At 58.3% G+C, this 15,926-nt stretch carries 25 protein-coding genes; 19 read left to right on the top strand and 6 right to left on the bottom strand.

Annotation, left to right across the window (positions count from 1 at the left end; translation table 11 throughout):
• Nucleotides 1–8: 8 nt before the first annotated feature.
• From EXW71_RS09485 to EXW71_RS09465, 5 genes are all read right to left on the bottom strand, one after another.
• Nucleotides 9–356, bottom strand: a complete 348-nt coding sequence (locus EXW71_RS09485) for a hypothetical protein (protein ID WP_134658208.1) — start codon at nt 354–356, stop codon at nt 9–11.
• 91 nt (nt 357–447) lie between these two features.
• Nucleotides 448–762 (bottom strand): hypothetical protein, encoded by a 315-nt coding sequence (locus tag EXW71_RS09480; RefSeq protein ID WP_134658206.1) that lies wholly within the window; start codon nt 760–762, stop codon nt 448–450.
• Nucleotides 759–1,121 carry a hypothetical protein gene (locus tag EXW71_RS09475; protein WP_134658204.1) on the bottom strand — a complete coding sequence of 121 codons (363 nt, stop codon included), beginning with the start codon at nt 1,119–1,121 and terminating at the stop codon, nt 759–761. Before EXW71_RS09475 ends, EXW71_RS09480 begins: the two co-directional genes overlap by 4 nt.
• 353 nt (nt 1,122–1,474) lie before the next feature.
• A complete protein-coding gene (locus EXW71_RS09470) occupies nt 1,475–1,855 on the bottom strand; it encodes a LuxR C-terminal-related transcriptional regulator (protein WP_134658202.1) in 381 nt (126 codons plus the stop codon).
• A gap of 416 nt (nt 1,856–2,271) precedes the next feature.
• Nucleotides 2,272–2,913 carry a LexA family transcriptional regulator gene (locus tag EXW71_RS09465; RefSeq protein ID WP_256658207.1) on the bottom strand — a complete coding sequence of 214 codons (642 nt, stop codon included), beginning with the start codon at nt 2,911–2,913 and terminating at the stop codon, nt 2,272–2,274.
• A 99-nt stretch (nt 2,914–3,012) separates the two neighbouring features.
• Here EXW71_RS09465 and EXW71_RS09460 point away from each other — a divergent pair, with 99 nt between their 5' ends.
• The 7 genes from EXW71_RS09460 (at nt 3,013) to EXW71_RS09430 (ending at nt 7,461) form a co-directional block, all read left to right on the top strand.
• Nucleotides 3,013–3,204: a helix-turn-helix transcriptional regulator gene (locus tag EXW71_RS09460; protein ID WP_134658198.1), complete on the top strand. Its 192-nt coding sequence runs from the start codon at nt 3,013–3,015 to the stop codon at nt 3,202–3,204.
• A gap of 156 nt (nt 3,205–3,360) precedes the next feature.
• Nucleotides 3,361–3,585 (top strand): hypothetical protein, encoded by a 225-nt coding sequence (locus EXW71_RS09455; protein WP_134658196.1) that lies wholly within the window; start codon nt 3,361–3,363, stop codon nt 3,583–3,585.
• Nucleotides 3,582–4,283 carry a helix-turn-helix domain-containing protein gene (locus EXW71_RS09450; protein WP_134658194.1) on the top strand — a complete coding sequence of 234 codons (702 nt, stop codon included), beginning with the start codon at nt 3,582–3,584 and terminating at the stop codon, nt 4,281–4,283. The genes EXW71_RS09455 and EXW71_RS09450 overlap by 4 nt, the downstream gene beginning before the upstream one ends.
• Nucleotides 4,276–5,646: a replicative DNA helicase gene (dnaB, locus tag EXW71_RS09445; RefSeq protein WP_134658192.1), complete on the top strand. Its 1,371-nt coding sequence runs from the start codon at nt 4,276–4,278 to the stop codon at nt 5,644–5,646. Before EXW71_RS09450 ends, dnaB begins: the two co-directional genes overlap by 8 nt.
• Nucleotides 5,646–5,870, top strand: a complete 225-nt coding sequence (locus tag EXW71_RS09440; RefSeq protein WP_134658190.1) for a DUF3310 domain-containing protein — start codon at nt 5,646–5,648, stop codon at nt 5,868–5,870. Before dnaB ends, EXW71_RS09440 begins: the two co-directional genes overlap by 1 nt.
• A complete protein-coding gene (locus EXW71_RS09435; RefSeq protein ID WP_134658188.1) occupies nt 5,867–6,169 on the top strand; it encodes a nuclease domain-containing protein in 303 nt (100 codons plus the stop codon). The genes EXW71_RS09440 and EXW71_RS09435 overlap by 4 nt, the downstream gene beginning before the upstream one ends.
• The gene (locus tag EXW71_RS09430) at nt 6,166–7,461 is read left to right on the top strand and encodes a site-specific integrase (RefSeq protein WP_134658186.1); all 1,296 of its coding nucleotides are present in this window, start codon (nt 6,166–6,168) and stop codon (nt 7,459–7,461) included. The genes EXW71_RS09435 and EXW71_RS09430 overlap by 4 nt, the downstream gene beginning before the upstream one ends.
• Here EXW71_RS09430 and EXW71_RS28775 read toward each other — a convergent pair.
• Nucleotides 7,458–7,652, bottom strand: coding sequence for a hypothetical protein (locus EXW71_RS28775; protein ID WP_167665838.1), 195 nt, complete (start codon nt 7,650–7,652; stop codon nt 7,458–7,460). The two genes, EXW71_RS09430 and EXW71_RS28775, sit on opposite strands and share 4 nt — an antisense overlap.
• Before the next feature lie 147 nt (nt 7,653–7,799).
• Between EXW71_RS28775 and EXW71_RS09420 the strand changes: the two genes are divergently transcribed.
• The 12 genes from EXW71_RS09420 (at nt 7,800) to EXW71_RS09370 (ending at nt 15,924) form a co-directional block, all read left to right on the top strand.
• Nucleotides 7,800–8,363 (top strand): hypothetical protein, encoded by a 564-nt coding sequence (locus EXW71_RS09420; RefSeq protein ID WP_134658184.1) that lies wholly within the window; start codon nt 7,800–7,802, stop codon nt 8,361–8,363.
• Nucleotides 8,364–8,481: 118 nt separating this feature from the next.
• On the top strand, nt 8,482–8,853 hold the full coding sequence (locus tag EXW71_RS09415) for a chemotaxis protein (RefSeq protein ID WP_047711381.1): 372 nt from the start codon (nt 8,482–8,484) through the stop codon (nt 8,851–8,853).
• The gene (locus tag EXW71_RS09410; RefSeq protein ID WP_134658182.1) at nt 8,853–9,170 is read left to right on the top strand and encodes a hypothetical protein; all 318 of its coding nucleotides are present in this window, start codon (nt 8,853–8,855) and stop codon (nt 9,168–9,170) included. Before EXW71_RS09415 ends, EXW71_RS09410 begins: the two co-directional genes overlap by 1 nt.
• A gap of 60 nt (nt 9,171–9,230) precedes the next feature.
• Nucleotides 9,231–9,413, top strand: a complete 183-nt coding sequence (locus EXW71_RS09405) for a hypothetical protein (protein WP_134658180.1) — start codon at nt 9,231–9,233, stop codon at nt 9,411–9,413.
• Nucleotides 9,404–9,778 (top strand): HNH endonuclease signature motif containing protein, encoded by a 375-nt coding sequence (locus EXW71_RS09400; protein ID WP_134658178.1) that lies wholly within the window; start codon nt 9,404–9,406, stop codon nt 9,776–9,778. Before EXW71_RS09405 ends, EXW71_RS09400 begins: the two co-directional genes overlap by 10 nt.
• Nucleotides 9,779–9,937: 159 nt before the next feature.
• Nucleotides 9,938–10,423 carry a phage terminase small subunit P27 family gene (locus EXW71_RS09395; RefSeq protein WP_134658176.1) on the top strand — a complete coding sequence of 162 codons (486 nt, stop codon included), beginning with the start codon at nt 9,938–9,940 and terminating at the stop codon, nt 10,421–10,423.
• On the top strand, nt 10,423–12,150 hold the full coding sequence (locus EXW71_RS09390; RefSeq protein WP_134658174.1) for a terminase large subunit: 1,728 nt from the start codon (nt 10,423–10,425) through the stop codon (nt 12,148–12,150). Before EXW71_RS09395 ends, EXW71_RS09390 begins: the two co-directional genes overlap by 1 nt.
• A 7-nt stretch (nt 12,151–12,157) precedes the next feature.
• Nucleotides 12,158–12,322 (top strand): hypothetical protein, encoded by a 165-nt coding sequence (locus EXW71_RS28770; RefSeq protein ID WP_162834933.1) that lies wholly within the window; start codon nt 12,158–12,160, stop codon nt 12,320–12,322.
• A complete protein-coding gene (locus EXW71_RS09385; RefSeq protein WP_134658172.1) occupies nt 12,315–13,652 on the top strand; it encodes a phage portal protein in 1,338 nt (445 codons plus the stop codon). The genes EXW71_RS28770 and EXW71_RS09385 overlap by 8 nt, the downstream gene beginning before the upstream one ends.
• On the top strand, nt 13,649–14,350 hold the full coding sequence (locus EXW71_RS09380; RefSeq protein WP_134658170.1) for an HK97 family phage prohead protease: 702 nt from the start codon (nt 13,649–13,651) through the stop codon (nt 14,348–14,350). The genes EXW71_RS09385 and EXW71_RS09380 overlap by 4 nt, the downstream gene beginning before the upstream one ends.
• Nucleotides 14,351–14,359: 9 nt before the next feature.
• A complete protein-coding gene (locus EXW71_RS09375; RefSeq protein WP_134658168.1) occupies nt 14,360–15,613 on the top strand; it encodes a phage major capsid protein in 1,254 nt (417 codons plus the stop codon).
• Between the two features lie 50 nt (nt 15,614–15,663).
• On the top strand, nt 15,664–15,924 hold the full coding sequence (locus tag EXW71_RS09370) for a hypothetical protein (protein WP_134658166.1): 261 nt from the start codon (nt 15,664–15,666) through the stop codon (nt 15,922–15,924).
• The last annotated feature ends 2 nt before the right edge of the window (nt 15,925–15,926 follow it).

The raw sequence follows: 15,926 nt of genomic DNA, 5'->3' as shown, positions 1-15,926 counted from the left end.
TCTGTAGTTCAGGTGCGCTTTGGGATTGGCGCGTCTTCGCGGGTGAAGAGCTGGTCATGCTTCTCGGCGAACAGCGTCACGCGGCCACCGGTGCCCACGTGCATGGGCGTGTCGAGGCTGGTGTTTTCGCTTCGGGTACCGCGCTTGGTCGGCACCTTGTAGTCGAGCTTGTGCTTGATCTTTACCTGATGGGATTCGCCGATCTGGCTGAAGTCGAGGGTGATGACCAGCTTGCCGGCCTTGCCGTGGTCAACAACGCCGCCGGCTACTTCAGAGATGGCGTGGCCGATTTGGCTGGCGAAAGCGCCGCCGTTAAGCTCTTCGAGGAACTCGGCGGTATTGGTTGCTGTGGACATGGCTGTTTCTCCGGGATGGCCGACAGGCCGCTTGGGGGGAGGTTGAATTGCGATTGACGAAGGCGCTGGCGCACCTGGTTACTGATTCGCTTCATGGGTTGTCGCTGAACTTGAAGCCGTTCTCACGGGCGATAAGCCTGGCGCGCTTGTGGTCGATACCAATTGCTGCTGCGGCCTTGTTGATCGAGGTGCCGATCTCAGCCAACTGCTTGAGCCCAGGCGCAAGACGATCACGCTCGGCGCGCAGCTTGCTGCTGTGACCACCGCCGTAGGTGCCATCCTTCACGCCACTTACGCCCTGGGCGACTTCCTGCACGCTTCGCCCGGCGCCGAAGAAGGCATCCATTTGACGATTGAGATCCGCGATCACTGCGTCCTTCGGGTTGGGCATCGGTTCGCCGATCATGGCTGTGCACCGAAGTAGGCGAACAACACCAACATGGCCGCGAAACCGGCTGTCCAGCGCACCATGCGCCACCCGAAACGCTTTGACGTGGCCTTGGCCGCCTCGAAGAAGTCCGCGTTGCCCTCAAGCTGGTCGGCATACTGGCAGGCGCCGTCATGGCCGGTGCGGGCGCCACGAGAAACGCCGGTGGAGCGCTCGACCACGTCGAATAGGTTCTTGACGAGCGGCACCACGTTGAAGCGGGGCACCTTCACAGGTTCTTCGCGACCGATTATCACGTACATCTCCGAGGTGGACAGTGCAAACCGATCCCGCAACGCCTGCCGGACCGCTTGTTTTTGGCGAATGACTTGGTTCATCACGACTCCTTATGGTGGGTTGCGTTTATTCGTCAGCACCCTGACCACCTGCCGGTTGCTGTTGGGCGCAGGGGAGGGTGCTGACGGATAAAGGCGAGGCGAAAAAAAGCCCGGTCGGAACCGGGCTTTTTCGTTCTGTCACGAACGCCGCCGTACGTGACAAGCCAGCAGTGCCATCTGGGCAGCGCCGGAATCTGTGCTTTTACATGGCTGCCAATCCTCCGTTGTTCGCTCACTGGGTTGGCAGTGGCCACCGCTCTAAAGGTTTGTTGCATGCAGGTGTCCAGCGTCTGCTGGGTTGGCGTCCGCATCCCAAAGCCCACTCAACGAATGGGCAGAGGTGATGCTTTCGTTTAGGCGGTGAGCGTTGGTCGTTCAGCCTGGCGCACCATTCGTACCTGGGCGGTACGGCGCTCTGGCGTTCGGCGATCACGGCGCATAGCGTCGTCACCGATCATTGAGTGCATGGCGATCAGACTGGCCAGAACAAAGCACACTGGTGAGATGATTTGTCGGCGCATGGCCTCGGCAACAGCGGCGGTCTGGCGGGTCACGCCAAGCTTGAACATTGCGCAAGAAAGGCGCTTGGCCACGGTGCAGGCCGCCACGTCGAACTGGCGGGCAATCTCCTTGGCCGTCATGCCCTGGGCAGTGCCGAGTAGGTACTGAACTTCTTTTGGCGCAAGGCCGCGTCCGAGATGACCCTTCCATGCGCCGCTGATGATTTCGTCCATCGTTGTGACTCCCGGTTGGTTTCCCGTCTGGTCCTGTCGCCAAGGCCAGTCGGTGAAACCCCGACCTCGCTACTGGCGACAGGTCGGGTTTGTTGCGTCAGCGATGTTGGCCAGTTTCCCGCTGCTGGCGTGGTCGCCGGCCCCATCAAATTGTTCCTCCAGCCGCGGCTTACCCCGCTGGATAACTGTCTTGGCGCTTTACGCTGCACGCCCGGGTCAGTTGCCAACCCTCTGAACCGTTGAGGCCGGTTCATCGCTGCCTTCCACCTGGCCGGTTGTTATCCGGCGATGGAGCGAACAATACGGAAGCGAATTAAAAGGGTCAAGCTGTATTAATGCAAAAGCGAATAGATTTTTGATCGAACCAAAAAAAATCCCGCAGCTTGGCGGGATTTCGCATTGAGGAGGGTAAGCAGCTACAGGAAGGAATTTGGGTACTTCACATCCACTACACGACCGATAATCTCCACAGAGTCATCCATTACGAGCATTTGGTAGTCGGGATTAAGCGGCTTCAGATATCCGACACCGGCGTCTCTCACATATTGCTTGAGCGTTTTCTCGCCGTCGCGCCGTAGGCGGGCGATGTAGAACTTGCCGCTCACCAGATCGAAGTCTTCCGGCTTGATAAGCACCCGCATTCCTGGAGTGAAGCCATTCCCCTGGACAGGCGTCATTGAATCCCCCTGGACCTCAAGCCAATAGCCGTTTGGACCAGCATTTACGTCGCTTGCGATCCTTTCATGAGGATGCCCGTTATCACAAGACTCTGCCCACGCACCTGCAGCTACCCAGCTTATCAAAGGATACTCCTTGGCTTCCTTGTAGGGTTGCGCAACAGATAACACATTCCCGTGGGCAGGGCCAAACAACAGCCATTCAGGCGTAACCCCCAAAGCCCTGGCGAGTTTTTCAAGAGTTGCCTTTCGTGGAGTGGTGCTATCGCCGTTCAAGATTCTATGAATTGTTGGCTGAGGCACTCCCGATCTGCGGCCCAGCTCGTTTTCCGATAAATCCTTTTCCATCATTTTCGTGCGCAGACGCACTGCGATCGTCATCGTTTCGACCCGGCGTATTAAAGGAGGTCGAAGTGTATTGCTTGATGTAATTCGGTTGCGTATTATCGCAGATATTACAAATCGCATTAGTAGGCCCTTATGACCATTACAGAGATGCTCGGCTATTTGACTGAGCAAGGCTGGAGCCAGGAGCGCATCGCTAAGCAGTGCGGCACGACTCAGCCCACGATTTTCAGAATCACCAAGGGCAGCACTGTTAGCTACGAGGTTGGGACTGCCATCGTGGCCCTCCACAAAAAAGTAGCAAAGGCAAAGCGCAAGGCTGCTTGAGGTGCCCAGAAATTGGCAGTGGCGGCAATTATCCGACCGCACAGCATAAACCGATAGTGAATTAGGGCAGCTGTTAATTCATACAGTGCCCAAATCGCAGACATAAAAAAACCGCCTGGCAGGGCGGTTCAGTACAGCTTCATTTCGAGGTGAATAATGACCAATAACGCCACCGCAGTCAATAGTTATGGGGGTGTCGCGACACTTTCCGTAGAGCCTGAAAAGGTGTCGCGACACCACGACGTGAACCAGTCTGCCGCGATGAATGCCGCCCTTCTGATTGGCGGCCAATACTCGCAGGTATCCAAATCTCAATTCCGCCGGGCATGCCTCAATCACTTGAAGGCATCTCTGGCACATGCCCAGGATGTTTCCGCATGAGCACCATCATCATGAGCCTGTGCTGGCCGTTGCAAGGCATGAGTGGCCCGCAGAAGGCTGTCTTGATATCGCTGGCTGACAATGCAAACGACGAGGGTGTGTGCTGGCCTTCAGTTGCTCGAATCGCTGAGCGCACTTGCTTGGGAGAGCGCACGGTTCAATCGGCAATCAAGTGGCTTGGCGTCTCCGGGATTCTGTCATTTCGCGAGCGTATGGGTCGCTCGACTATGTACACCCTGACCCCCGCAGCATATGCACCCCCGCAGGAGGTGCGCCCCGCAGCAGATGCACCACCACCCCCGCAGGAGAAGCACACCCCCCCCGCAGCAGCCGCACCCAGAACCGTAATAGAACCATCAAGTGAACCGTCACAGGATGGCAACCGCGTTCCTAGGTCGCCGTCTTGCCCGATTCAGGACATCGTTGATTTGTTCAACAAGCTGCTCACTCCATCGCTGCCAGCGGTAGTTCTCGTATCCGATACTCGCAAGAAACAAATTCGTGCCCGATGGAACCAGAGCGATGTTCACCAGTGCCTGGATTTCTGGGTTGATTACTTCGGCATCGTCGCTCAATCGGACTTCCTGATGGGGCGCTCGACTGCAAAGCCGGGCTCAACGCCTTTTCGTGCAACGTTCGATTTCCTGATTTCGCCTTCTGGTTTCGTCAAGGTCGTGGAGGGTAATTACAATGCGTGACCCCTACAGCCTCGAAGCCGAACACGGTGTGTTGGGCGCAATGTTCCTACGCCCCGAGCTGATCGACTTGCTCAGCGCTGACCTGGCCGTCGAAGATTTCTATTACGCGGACAACGCCGCAATCTACCGCGGCATTTTGGACTTGCACGGCGCTGGCCAGCCTGTGGACATTGTCACTATTGGCGCTCGCGTCGGTGACCTACCGTGTGGTTCTCCATCCTTCGCATATGCCGCCGAGATTGCCCGGAACACCCCCAGCGTTGCGAACGCTGCTTCCTACGCCGGAACCGTCCGTGAGCGAAGCCTAGACAGATCGCTGATTGAGCTGAGCGTCCGGATCAACGACATCGCCTATGGCGATCAGCCTACAGCGGACAAGGTCGCCGCAGTACAGGCTGAGGCCCAGGCGGTTGACAGTCAGTCGGCCACGTCCGAGGTGATCAAGGCTGAGGACATCCTGGATGACTACATCGAGGTGCTTCAGGCTCGCGCTGACCGAGGAGATGAGATTGACGGCTTATCCACCGGAATTCCCGATTTGGACGAAAAGCTCCAAGGTTTGAAGCCTGGCCAGCTGATCATCATAGCCGGGCGTCCTGCCATGGGTAAAACCACCCTGGCGATGAACATTGCGTCCAACGCAGCTATCCGCGAAGGCAAGAGCGTAATGGCGTTCAGTCTCGAAATGGATAACACCGGTCTGATGGATCGATTCATGGCGTCCGAAGGCCGTATCCCGCTTCAACTGATCAAGAACGGCAAGGCTCCACACGACTACGGCGCTGAGCTCATGGGCGCCGCTGCAAAGCTCAAGCATTCCAATCTGTACCTGTCTGACCGCGCATCGATGTCGATGAACCGGATGCGCGCCGCTGCGCGTCGTCACAAGCGCCGTTACGGCCTTGACCTGATGGTGATCGATTACCTGCAGTTGGTCGACTCCGACTCACGCACGTTCAGCCGCGAGCAGGAAGTCAGCCATATGACCCGCACCGCGAAGCTCATGGCTCGCGAGTTGGGTATCCCGGTGATCCTGCTTAGCCAGCTTTCGCGTAAGTGCGAAGAGCGTCCGAACAAGCGCCCAATGTGCTCCGACCTGCGCGAATCCGGCGCTATTGAGCAGGACGCCGACATCATCCTCTTCGTCTACCGCGACGAGGTTTATCACGAGCACTCCGAGGCAAAAGGTATTGCCGAGATCATCATCGGCAAAGGTCGCGACATCGCAGGTGGCACTGTCCGCGCTGCGTTTCTCGGTCAGTACAGCCGGTTCGAACAACTTGCAGCGGGATGGGTTGAGCCACCCCGAGCCGCGAAGGTCACCAGCATGGCCGATCGCTACAAAACAAAGGAAAAGCACTGATGAGCGCACTCGAAAAGCAGGTGTCTGGTGATCATTACAAGGCGCTAAAAATCCAGCCAATTGAATACATCCACGCGAACAGCATTCCTTTCGCCGAGGGCAGTGTCATCAAATACGTGACCCGCTGGCGTGAGAAGGGTGGCCTGGCTGACTTGGAGAAGGCGAAGCACTTTCTTGAGTTGCTGATCGAGCTGGAGCGGAAAACCGCCGGGGAGCAGGAATGAGAGTCGAGTCCAAGAAGCTCCGCGAGTCTGCTCGTGGCCAGGCCTGCACATTACGCTTGGCTGGTTGCGGCTATGATGATGACACCATCGTTCTGGCACACATCCCCTGCGGGCAGAAGGGGATAGGCATGAAAGGACCTGACGTGATTGCCTGCTTTGCGTGCGATAGCTGCCATTCGATCATCGACGGCCGCAAGCGTGGTGAGTTTGAAGTGGCTGACCTGCTGCGCGCATTGGCCGAGACCCAGCTGCACTGGATCGGCAAGGGCTTGCTCAAAGTCCAGGGGGTGTCCGCGTGAACACCCAGATCAAAACCCTGACGGTGAAGCTCTCGGACGCGGAGATTCACCGCAATGCCAAGCTTGAGCATGTGCGTGACCTGCGGGACGCCAGTCACCCGGCGCTGCACTTTCGGTTCGCCAAGAATCGTGCCCGAGGCTCCTGGTACTTGGTGAACAAACGCCACTGGTACCGCATCGGCACCTTCCCCGAACTGAACACCAAGCAGGTGATCGCAGAGCTTCCGGCGATACGCTTGCGTGTTGGGGCAGAGCATGGAGCCGCCATCTCGCAATGGGTGACGGTGGGTGAGTTGCTGGGCTGGTACGCGGAGCGCATGTCGAGGGATCGTAATCTGTCCAGCAAGCGCAAGAAGACCGGCGCTTCAGCGATCAAGTGCCATCTGATCCCGCGCCTTGGCGAGTTGCCGTTGACCAGCGTGGACAAGGCTGCGCTCGACAGCCAGTTGATGTGGCCGTTGCAGGAGACGCTATCTATCGACTACGTGCGACTGGTGTTCCAGCTACTGGCTCTGGCCTTTCGCCAGGCATTCAAGCTTGAGCTGATCGGTTCCAACCCCATGGCCGGCATCAAGTTCAGCGACTTCTCCAAGGCCAAGGTCGGGATCAAGCCGTCTCGACTGCGCGGCGTCCAGTTGCCTGACTTGCTCGAGCAGTTGGCGGACGTGTTCGTATCGACGCCGCGTGACGCCATGTTGGCCCTTTTGATGCTCTGCCACGGCACGCGCATCGGTGAAAGCCGGTTGACGCAATGGCCGCACGTCAGCCTGGCCGAGCGCGAATGGTTCATTCCTGGCGACCACACCAAGACGGGCGTCGAGCATCACCTGCCGCTGACCGAGCAGATGTGCGAGATCCTTAAGCGCTACCGCGACTGGCAGTACGCCAATGGCTATGACGGCCAGTACGTGTTCCCGGCGCGCAATGGCAAGTCACTGAGCGAAGGCCAGGCCAGCGCCGTCTTCACGCGCCTGGGCCAAGGTGAGTGGACCAGTCACGACTTGCGCAAGGTAGCCAGGACCGGTTGGGCAGACATCGGCATCGACCACCTGATTGGCGAGCTGCTGATCAACCACGCCATGGGCCACAACGTGAAGGTATACATCCAGTCGAATGTGATGGGCCGCAAGCGCGATGCCCTGGAGAAGTGGCACGCGCATCTAGACCAGCGTGGTTTTGCACTGATTCACGGGTTGACCGCCGTTAGATCCGGAGATTCCGGTAATTCGCTGGAAGCCACGGAAATCAAGGGCTGCAAGGCCGTTCAAGAATCAACCATAGGCGAGGTTTAAAAATGATGAAAAAGCAGCATGGCCCCGCCTTCAAGAAGGAAATAGTCCCGCTGGCCTCTTGTCCAGCCTGCAAAGGGAAGGCCTTCGTCAGTGGGGTTTTTCACCAGATTGACTGCTCTCAGTGCAATGCGTCCGGTTGGGTTCGCTTCGATGATGGCCAGGCTTTGGCGCTTCAGGATCTGGTGTTTCAATTGGGCACCGCCCTCACTGCTGCGTGTCAGCAGGCCAACGGTATGCGCGTCCAGCCAGGACCGGTTCGATCCACCGATGTCAGCAGCTATTACGAACAGAACAACCGCCGTGGCCCAGGCGCCACCAACTTCACAGGGGATTGAGCCATGGCTATGTATAAGGACGTGATGGGCACCCTGGTTCGGGTGCTGGCAGCAGACAACATCGACAACAGCACCAAGCAGTCATGGCAGAAGCTGATCGACGCCGATCTGCGCCAGGGCGGTACCGGCAGCACCCTGTCAGTGCGTGACAAGTTCGACTATGACTGCTGCCTGTATGCGCTGCTGCACCGTCAGTTGGACGCTGCGCAGTGGGATGTCCTGGTGGCCAAGTACTCAACACACAAGGCCAACAAGGTCGGCGCCATCGGCAGGCTGGTGGCCCGCATGGTGTCACCGGCGCCTCAACTGTTCATCTATAAGGCGTTGACGGCATGGGCCATACCGAAGCTGAAGGGCGTGCAGGCTGGTAAGCGCTCCACTGACATGATAGTGCTGCCCGCCGAGTTCTACGACATGAACACCTGGGATCTGGCTGGCTCCCCGGAGCGCACACGCCGCAATTGGCGAGGCGGAATCCACAAACGTTTGGAGAAGCTCGAAGAGCAGGCCGTGATCCATGCGACCGAGATATTCGACAGCGAACAAATCTTTGTAGATGCCGCTTGACCCATTGGCCGACTGGCCGTAAATTAACCCCATCATGTCGATCTTGCGCGTTATGAGAGACGACCAAAAATTCTGAGCCCCGCCACTGTGCGGGGCTTTTTCGTTTCTGGAGTATCGGATGGATCCTACTGACCTCGGGCCAGGCACAGCTACCTGGCTGGGCGGTAGTGCCACTGTCGTGCTGGGCGGACTGCTCTGGCTTCGCAAGTTCCTATCTAAAGACGCGACCGATCGGGCCATGGATAACGCCGATATCGGTACGCTGCGCCGGCTCAATGAGCTGCTGAACCAAGAGCGCTCAGCCCGTAAAGAAGCCGAGGCCCGCGCCGATCAGTTCGCGAAAGAGCGGAACGATCTCGCCGCGGCAGTTGGCAGGATGGAAGGGAAGATCGAAGCCCTCACCAGCCAGGTCGGCCAACTTACCGAGCGCGTCACGCTGCAGAGCGAAGAGATCCACCGCCTGCGCACCAAGCTTGGAGGTATCGCCTGATGGACAGATGCGCACTGGAATTCATTGCCCGCCGGTGGTGGAGGCGGGCCGAGGTCTGGGCCATTGCCGTGCTGCTGGTTGGTGGTGGTGCTGTGCTTGGCTACCAGGTCAGCTACTGGTCGCTCGCAGATAAGCAGGGCAAGCAGGTCGAAGACATTCGCAAGGCCTACGACACAGCCATGGAAGAGCGGGATAAGCGCCTTGAAGAGCTGACCCGCAAGACTGGCACCGCTGCTGACAAGGCATCGAGGGCGGCGACTACCGCAGCCCAGGCAGCCGACAAGGCAGATGAAGCCCTCAACCGAGTAGGTCAGTGATGGCTTGCAGTGGATGCGCCGCCCGGCGCGAATGGATCAACAAGATGACGAGGCTGGCATATGAGCGAGCAAGCGAACTGCTTACAGGTCGAGATGCTGGCCGAGCTGAAGAAGCAAACCGCACTGCTGGAGCGGATGGAGAAGCATCAGGCGATGCTGATCCAGGCTCTGGCGGAGGACCAGGCAGAGCAAGACCCTGATGCCCGGCCGCTGACTTACATGGACGGCTCACCGTGCCGCTGAGGCCGCAGAAGCCATGCAATGCCCAGGGCTGCAACACGCTGACACGCAACTCTCGGTACTGCGATGAACATGCCCACCTACTCAAGAGTTCGACCTGGGCCAAGCCTCGAGAGAGCAGCACCAAGCGCCACTACAACTACAAGTGGCAGCAGGCCCGGGCAGGTTGGCTGGCCAAGCACCCGTTGTGCAGGTGCTGCGAGCAGGCAGGCAAGGTGGTCGCGGCGACTGATGTTGACCACATCATTCCTCACAAGGGTGACATGACCCTGTTCTGGGATCGGGACAACTGGCAGAGCCTGTGTGGCCCATGCCACTCCAGTAAAACAGCCTCCGAGGATGGCGGTTTCGGCAATTCCCGGCGCTGAAAGCAAAAAATCACAGAAAAACCAGCGAAAATCGATCAAATGAGAACGATTCGCGCAGAAGGGGAGGGGGAGGGTCGAAAGTTTGGGCCTTTTCGCTTCTAGACCGCGCCCTCAATCGTTTTTTTACACCCGCGAAATTAAAAAATCAGGAGTTGCGCGATGGGAGGCACCGCCACGGTCGCCGGCCGTGGTCGCAAACCCAAGCCAACGGCCAAAAAAGCACTCGCCGGAAACCCTGGCAAGCGTGCGCTGAATACAGCTGAGCCACAGTTTTCCAAGATCACCCAAATCGACCCACCTGAGTGGTTCAGCCCTCGGGCCGCCACCATGTGGAACATGATTGTCCCGGAGCTGCTGCGCGAAAACGTGGTGGCGATCACGGACCTGCACAACGTTGAAGCCTTCTGCTCGGCCTATGACAACTGGCGCATGGCACAGGAGTCCATTGCCGAGCACGGCATCGTCGTCACTGGTGCTATGGGAGGGCCGATGAAGAACCCCGCGCTGACGGCGGCCAATGAAACGATGCGCCAAATGGTGACGTTCGGGTCGATGCTTGGCCTGGACCCTGCCAGCCGCACACGACTTATAGGCGGCAACAAGGAGAAAGAAACCAACGAATTTGCCAATCTGCTGAGAACCTGATGACCAAATCTGCCCACCCCAATGTCGACAAGGCAATGGCGTGGGGAAGGTCTCTGTTGCGCGGCAAGGTTCCGGCGTGCCGGTATATCCACCTGGCGGTGCAGCGCCACTTCGACGATCTGGCAGCAAGCCGCAAGCGCGGCTTCCGTTTCAAGTTCGACCCTGCGAAGGCCGAGAAGAAACTCAAACTGATCCAGCTGCTGCCGCACACCAAGGGTGAGTGGGCCTTCAAGCGTCAGCTGATCACGCTGGAACCTTGGCAACTTTTCGGCCTGGCGGTGACCTTCGGCTGGGTCAAAAAGAAGGGTGGCCACCGCCGGTTCCGCGAAAGCTACTGGGAAGTTCCGCGTAAGAATGGCAAGTCAGTCGTGGCTGGCGGCGTTGGCATCAGCATGTTTGTTGCCGACGGTGAGTTCGGTGCAGAGGTCTATTCCGGCGCGACCACCGAGAAGCAAGCGTGGGAGGTTTTCCGCCCGGCCAAGCTGATGGTGAGCAAGTCGCCCATGCTGATTCAGGCCGCAGGCATTGAGGTCAATGCCTCGAACATGAACATTCCGTCAGACTTCAGCCGCTTCGAGCCGCTGATCGGCAATCCTGGCGACGGCGCTTCCCCAAGCTGCGCGATCGTCGATGAATATCACGAGCATCCGACCTCGGCGCAGTACGACACCATGCTTACTGGTATGGGAGCCCGGCGGCAGCCGTTGATGTTCATCATCACCACAGCAGGCGCCGATATCGAAGGCCCTTGCTACGACAAGCGCCGCCAGGTGATAGAAATGCTTGAGGGCACGGTGCCCGACGATGAGTTATTCGGCTGGATCTGGACGCTGGATGAGGGCGATGACTGGACCGACCCGAAAATGTTGGCCAAGGCCAACCCCAACCACGGAGTGTCGGTGTTCCAGGAATACCTGGAAAGCCAGCAGGCCCGGGCAATTCGCTCGGCACGCTTCACCAACACGTTCAAGACCAAGCACCTGAATCTGTGGGTCAGCGCGAAGGCCGGCTTCTTCAACATGGAAGACTGGAAGGCGTGCGAAGACACCACGCTGACCCTGGAGCAGTTCGAAGGTCAGGAATGGATTGCAGGCTTCGACCTAGCGCGCAAGCTGGACATGAACTCCCGCGCGCGTATTTTTTGGCGGATCATCGACGGCAAGACTCATTACTACAGCGTGGCCCCGAAGTTCTGGGTTCCATACGACACCGCCTACAACACCGATAACAAGCGGATGTCGGAGCGATTCCAGGCGTGGATCAACTCAGGGCATCTGGAGGTCACCGACGGCGCAGAGATCGACTATCGCGAGATTCTCGAGGACACGAAAGAGGCCAATCATCATGCACCGCTGCGGGAGTCACCAATCGACCCCCACGGCGCTACGGGCCTGAGTCACGACCTCGATGACGAGGGTTTCAATCCGATAACCACCACCCAGAACTACACCAACATGTCGGACCCCATGAAAGAACTGGAGGCGGCTATCACCGCCGGCCGGTTCCACCATGACGGTAACCCGATCATGACCTGGTGCATCGGTAACGTGATTGGCAAAAACCTGCCAGGAAACGACGACGTTGTTCGCCCAATCAAGCAGGGTGAAGACAACAAGATCGACGGTGCCGTGGCATCAATCATGGCAGTTGGCAGGGTCCTCATTCTGGTCAACGACAGCAGCGGCAACATTAGCGACTTCTTTTCGAAACCAATCATTGTTGGATAACACAACCATGGATACAGGCCTGATTCTATTTATTGTGGCGGCCGTGGCCGCGCTGTGCCTGTTTGTCGCCGGGGTATTTGTTTTGGTAGGGCTAGGCTGGGCACTCATCGCCTGCGCTGCTTCTTTCTTAGCTGCGGCTGGATTCATCCGTAAGGGGTTGACTGGTGAATAAACCTATCAAGTCAGTCCTGCGCCAGGCCCTATTCAAATCCGCCGAGCCTGGGTTTGTTAAGTCCTCGCTTGCTGGCTGGGTAGGTCGGCGCATTGGCCTGGGTGACGCTTCATTCTGGAATGGTTACTACGGCACTGATTCCGCGTCGGGAAAAACGGTGAGCCAGCAGACAGCGCTCCAGCTGTCGACGGTGTGGGCTTGCGTACGCCTCATCGCCGAAACCCTGGCCACCCTCCCGATCGCACTTTACGAAGACAAGAACGGTGTGCCAGAGGTGGCCACTTCGCACCCCGTGCACCGGGTGATCAGCCAGCAGCCGAACGCCGACCAAACCCCTGTTGAGTTCTGGGAATGTGTGGTTGCCAGCTTGCTGCTCAGCGGCAACAGTTTTAATGAGCCTCATTTGGTGGGGCGCGACCTGTCTTCGTTGGAGTTTATCCTCCCTCAGTCGGTTTCTCCGCCTCGGCGCACTAGCAACGGCGCGATCGAATACCGGTTCATCGACAGCGAGGGAAAGCCTCATACGCTACTCGATGAGCAAATGATGCACACGCGTGGGTTCGGGACCGATCCCATGTGCGGCCTGAGCCCGCTTGCCATGGGTCGCAATGTATTCGGGGCTGCTATGGCTGCCGATGAGTCGGCCAGCAAGATGTTTGCCAACGGGATGAAACTCGGCGGCGTTCTGTCCACGGACCAGATTCTCAACAAAGCCCAGCGGGAGGACATCCGAGAGGACATGGCTGCCAAGTTCGCCGGCGCGGTGAACACCGGCAAGACGATGGTACTGGAAGCTGGCATGAAATATCAGCAGGTGTCCATGACGCCCGAAGATGCCCAAATGCTCCAAACCCGAGCTTTCAACGTCGAAGAGATCTGCCGGTGGTTTCGTGTGCCTCCTTGGATGGTGGGCCACACGTCGAATAGCACGAGCTGGGGCACCGGCATGGAACAGCAGATGCTTGGGTTCCTGAGCTTTACGTTGCTTCCCTGGATGAAGCGAATCGAGCAGAGCATTAATCGTCGCCTTCTGCGGCCCGATGAGCGGCGGCGGTTTTACGCGAAGTTCAACCCAGAGGGCCTGCTCCGCGCCGACAGCGCTGCGCGTGCCGCGTTCTACAGCTCCATGACGCAAAACGGCATCTATACCCGCGACGATTGCCGGATCAAGGAAAACCTTGCACCCATGGGCGGTAACGCAGCGAAGCTCACCGTTCAATCCAACATGCTGCCGATCGACAAGCTCGGCGAGGGCTCGGGCGATGCCCAGCAAGCCCGTTCCGCGCTGTTGGACTGGCTCAACGAAACCCCCAAGGGGAACCAGGAATGAAACGGAAAGACCAGTCCTTGGCGGTGAAGTACCGCTCATTTGATTACGACGTGAAGGCTGTCAGCGATGACGGCCTTTTTTCTGGCTACGGATCGGTGTTCGGTGTCGTCGACAGTTACAACGAGGTGGTTGCGCCCGGGGCGTTTCTTGATTCGATCGCCGACCTCAAGGCGAAAGGCAGGTCTTTACCAGTCCTCTGGCAGCACCGCACCGCCGAGCCAATCGGTTCCTGGTCCATGGATACCCTGAAAGAGGACACCAAGGGCTTGTTCGGTGATGGCGAGCTCTGGCTTGCCGATGCGCCGTATGCCCGCATCGCAATGCGCGGCATGAAGTCCCGATCCATCACTGGTCTTTCCATCGGCTATTACGTGCGCGAATCGAGCTTCGACGAGAAGACCCGCATCCGCACGCTCACCAAGCTTGACCTGGTGGAAATTTCTATTGTGACGGTACCGGCCAACGATGAGGCGCGCACCGACACCATCAAGTCGAAGCTGGCACATGGCGGCCTTCCTTCCCTTAAAGAATTCGAGTTGCTCTTGCGCGAGGCAGGATTCTCGAAAAACCAGTCAACGGTGATTGCCAACCGTGGACTGCAACACCTGCTCCGGAGCGAGTCCGCGGGCGACCTGGCTGAAGCTGAACTCGTCGAGGCGATCAAATCGCGCCCGACACTGACTCTCCCATCGTTTTGAGGATTCACCATGCATAACGCCATGAGCAACCAGGCTCGCGCCGAAAACCGTCAGATGCAACGCAAAGAGCACTCCGACGACAAGGTCCAACTGAAAGCGGTAACCGACCTGCTGGACCAGCGCGACCAGGAAATCAAAGCGTTCGCCGAGAAGGCGAACAAAGAAATCAAAGAGCACGGCACCATTCTGGCCGATACCAAGACCGTTCTCGACGGCCTGGTAAAGGATGGCCTGGGCTTGCAGGATCGCCTGCAGGACATCGAGCAGAAGCTGGCTCGCCGCTTTGCGGCGAACGATCCAACTGACGCCAAGTCGGTAGGCGAAGAGCTGTCCGACTCGGAGGACTTCAAGGCCCTGCAAACTCGCGGCCGTGGCATCGCCCGCATTGGTCGCAAGGCCGTCACCAACATCACCAGCGCAACCACCGGTACTGGCGGCGTGGGCGTTGGCATCCAGCCCACGCGGGTTCCTGGCATCGTTGCAGATCCGGAGCGTCAATTCGTCATCCGCGATTTGATCATGCCCGGCCGGACCGGCTCCAACGCTGTCGAGTTCGTGCAAGAAAGCGGCTTCCAGAACATGGCGGCGATCCAGGCCACTGAAGGCGCAGCGAAAGCCCAGTCGGATATCTCGTTCGCTATGAAAACCACCAACGTGGTGACCATCGCGCACTGGTTTCGCGCCTCCAAGCAGGTTCTGTCCGATATCCCGCTGTTGCAGAGCTACATCAACGGTCGCGCGATCTACGGCCTGAAGTACAAGGAAGAAGAGCAGATCCTCGCCGGTAACGGCGTGGGTGGGAACATGCTCGGCCTGATCCCTCAGGCATCCGCTTTCAACAATGCCCTTCGCAAAGCCGGCGATACCAAGATCGATACGCTGCGTCGCGCCATCCTGCAGGTACGGATCGCCGAATACCGCGCCTCGGCGATCGCACTCAACCCCGTCGACTGGGCTGACATCGAGCTGACCAAGGACAGCACTGGCTCCTACATCTGGGTCAACGTCCAGGAAGGCGGCGCACAACGTCTGTGGAAACTGCCTGTTGTGGATAGCAACGCTGTTCCAGAGGGTGAATTCCTGGTGGGCGCCATGAACATCGCGGCTCAGATTTTCGACCGCGAAGAGGCGGCCGTCGAAGTTTCGACTGAAGACGGCGACAACTTCCGTACCAACATGGTCACGATTCGCGCGGAAGAGCGCCTGGCTATGGCTGTGTACCGTGAAGAATCCTTCGTCCACGGTGAATTCGACGCGCCGTAAGGCTTCGACACCTCATAGGAGCGCGCCCGGGAAACCGGGTGCGAACACCGATGCCAGACATCACTGTAAAAGCGATCAAGGGCTTCAATGCCGACGGCCTGGATTCAGGCGAAAAGTATGTAAAGCGTGGTGCGGAATTCACCGTGGATGAATCGGTGGCCCGCGATCTCCGCCGTAATGGCCTGATCGAGGAATACGACGTGAAGCAGGCGCCCGAACCCGAAAACAAACAGGCTAAGGAAGCGGATAACAAAACCGCCCCAGAAGCCAGCCAAAAGCCGAAACCCGAGCTGAAAAACAAGGCTAAATAATT

This window comes from Pseudomonas sp. BCA17 (assembly GCF_004519405.1).
Lineage (GTDB): Bacteria > Pseudomonadota > Gammaproteobacteria > Pseudomonadales > Pseudomonadaceae > Aquipseudomonas.
Note: the sequence above shows the minus strand (reverse complement) of the source record. Positions and strands in the feature narration are given on the sequence as shown.

Coding starts and splice junctions, on each gene's coding strand:
- EXW71_RS09420 (WP_134658184.1), top strand. CDS start 7,800: ATGGCTATGTATAAGGACGTGATGGGCACCCTGGTTCGGGTGCTGGCA.
- EXW71_RS09375 (WP_134658168.1), top strand. CDS start 14,360: ATGCATAACGCCATGAGCAACCAGGCTCGCGCCGAAAACCGTCAGATG.
- EXW71_RS09460 (WP_134658198.1), top strand. CDS start 3,013: ATGACCATTACAGAGATGCTCGGCTATTTGACTGAGCAAGGCTGGAGC.
- EXW71_RS09395 (WP_134658176.1), top strand. CDS start 9,938: ATGGGAGGCACCGCCACGGTCGCCGGCCGTGGTCGCAAACCCAAGCCA.
- EXW71_RS09475 (WP_134658204.1), bottom strand. CDS start 1,121: ATGAACCAAGTCATTCGCCAAAAACAAGCGGTCCGGCAGGCGTTGCGG.
- EXW71_RS09440 (WP_134658190.1), top strand. CDS start 5,646: ATGAGCGCACTCGAAAAGCAGGTGTCTGGTGATCATTACAAGGCGCTA.
- EXW71_RS09390 (WP_134658174.1), top strand. CDS start 10,423: ATGACCAAATCTGCCCACCCCAATGTCGACAAGGCAATGGCGTGGGGA.
- EXW71_RS09485 (WP_134658208.1), bottom strand. CDS start 356: ATGTCCACAGCAACCAATACCGCCGAGTTCCTCGAAGAGCTTAACGGC.
- EXW71_RS09480 (WP_134658206.1), bottom strand. CDS start 762: ATGATCGGCGAACCGATGCCCAACCCGAAGGACGCAGTGATCGCGGAT.
- EXW71_RS09470 (WP_134658202.1), bottom strand. CDS start 1,855: ATGGACGAAATCATCAGCGGCGCATGGAAGGGTCATCTCGGACGCGGC.
- EXW71_RS09450 (WP_134658194.1), top strand. CDS start 3,582: ATGAGCACCATCATCATGAGCCTGTGCTGGCCGTTGCAAGGCATGAGT.
- EXW71_RS09410 (WP_134658182.1), top strand. CDS start 8,853: ATGGACAGATGCGCACTGGAATTCATTGCCCGCCGGTGGTGGAGGCGG.
- EXW71_RS09380 (WP_134658170.1), top strand. CDS start 13,649: ATGAAACGGAAAGACCAGTCCTTGGCGGTGAAGTACCGCTCATTTGAT.
- EXW71_RS09415 (WP_047711381.1), top strand. CDS start 8,482: ATGGATCCTACTGACCTCGGGCCAGGCACAGCTACCTGGCTGGGCGGT.
- EXW71_RS09435 (WP_134658188.1), top strand. CDS start 5,867: ATGAGAGTCGAGTCCAAGAAGCTCCGCGAGTCTGCTCGTGGCCAGGCC.
- EXW71_RS09405 (WP_134658180.1), top strand. CDS start 9,231: ATGAGCGAGCAAGCGAACTGCTTACAGGTCGAGATGCTGGCCGAGCTG.
- EXW71_RS28770 (WP_162834933.1), top strand. CDS start 12,158: ATGGATACAGGCCTGATTCTATTTATTGTGGCGGCCGTGGCCGCGCTG.
- EXW71_RS09370 (WP_134658166.1), top strand. CDS start 15,664: ATGCCAGACATCACTGTAAAAGCGATCAAGGGCTTCAATGCCGACGGC.
- dnaB (WP_134658192.1), top strand. CDS start 4,276: ATGCGTGACCCCTACAGCCTCGAAGCCGAACACGGTGTGTTGGGCGCA.
- EXW71_RS09455 (WP_134658196.1), top strand. CDS start 3,361: ATGACCAATAACGCCACCGCAGTCAATAGTTATGGGGGTGTCGCGACA.
- EXW71_RS09465 (WP_256658207.1), bottom strand. CDS start 2,913: ATGACGATCGCAGTGCGTCTGCGCACGAAAATGATGGAAAAGGATTTA.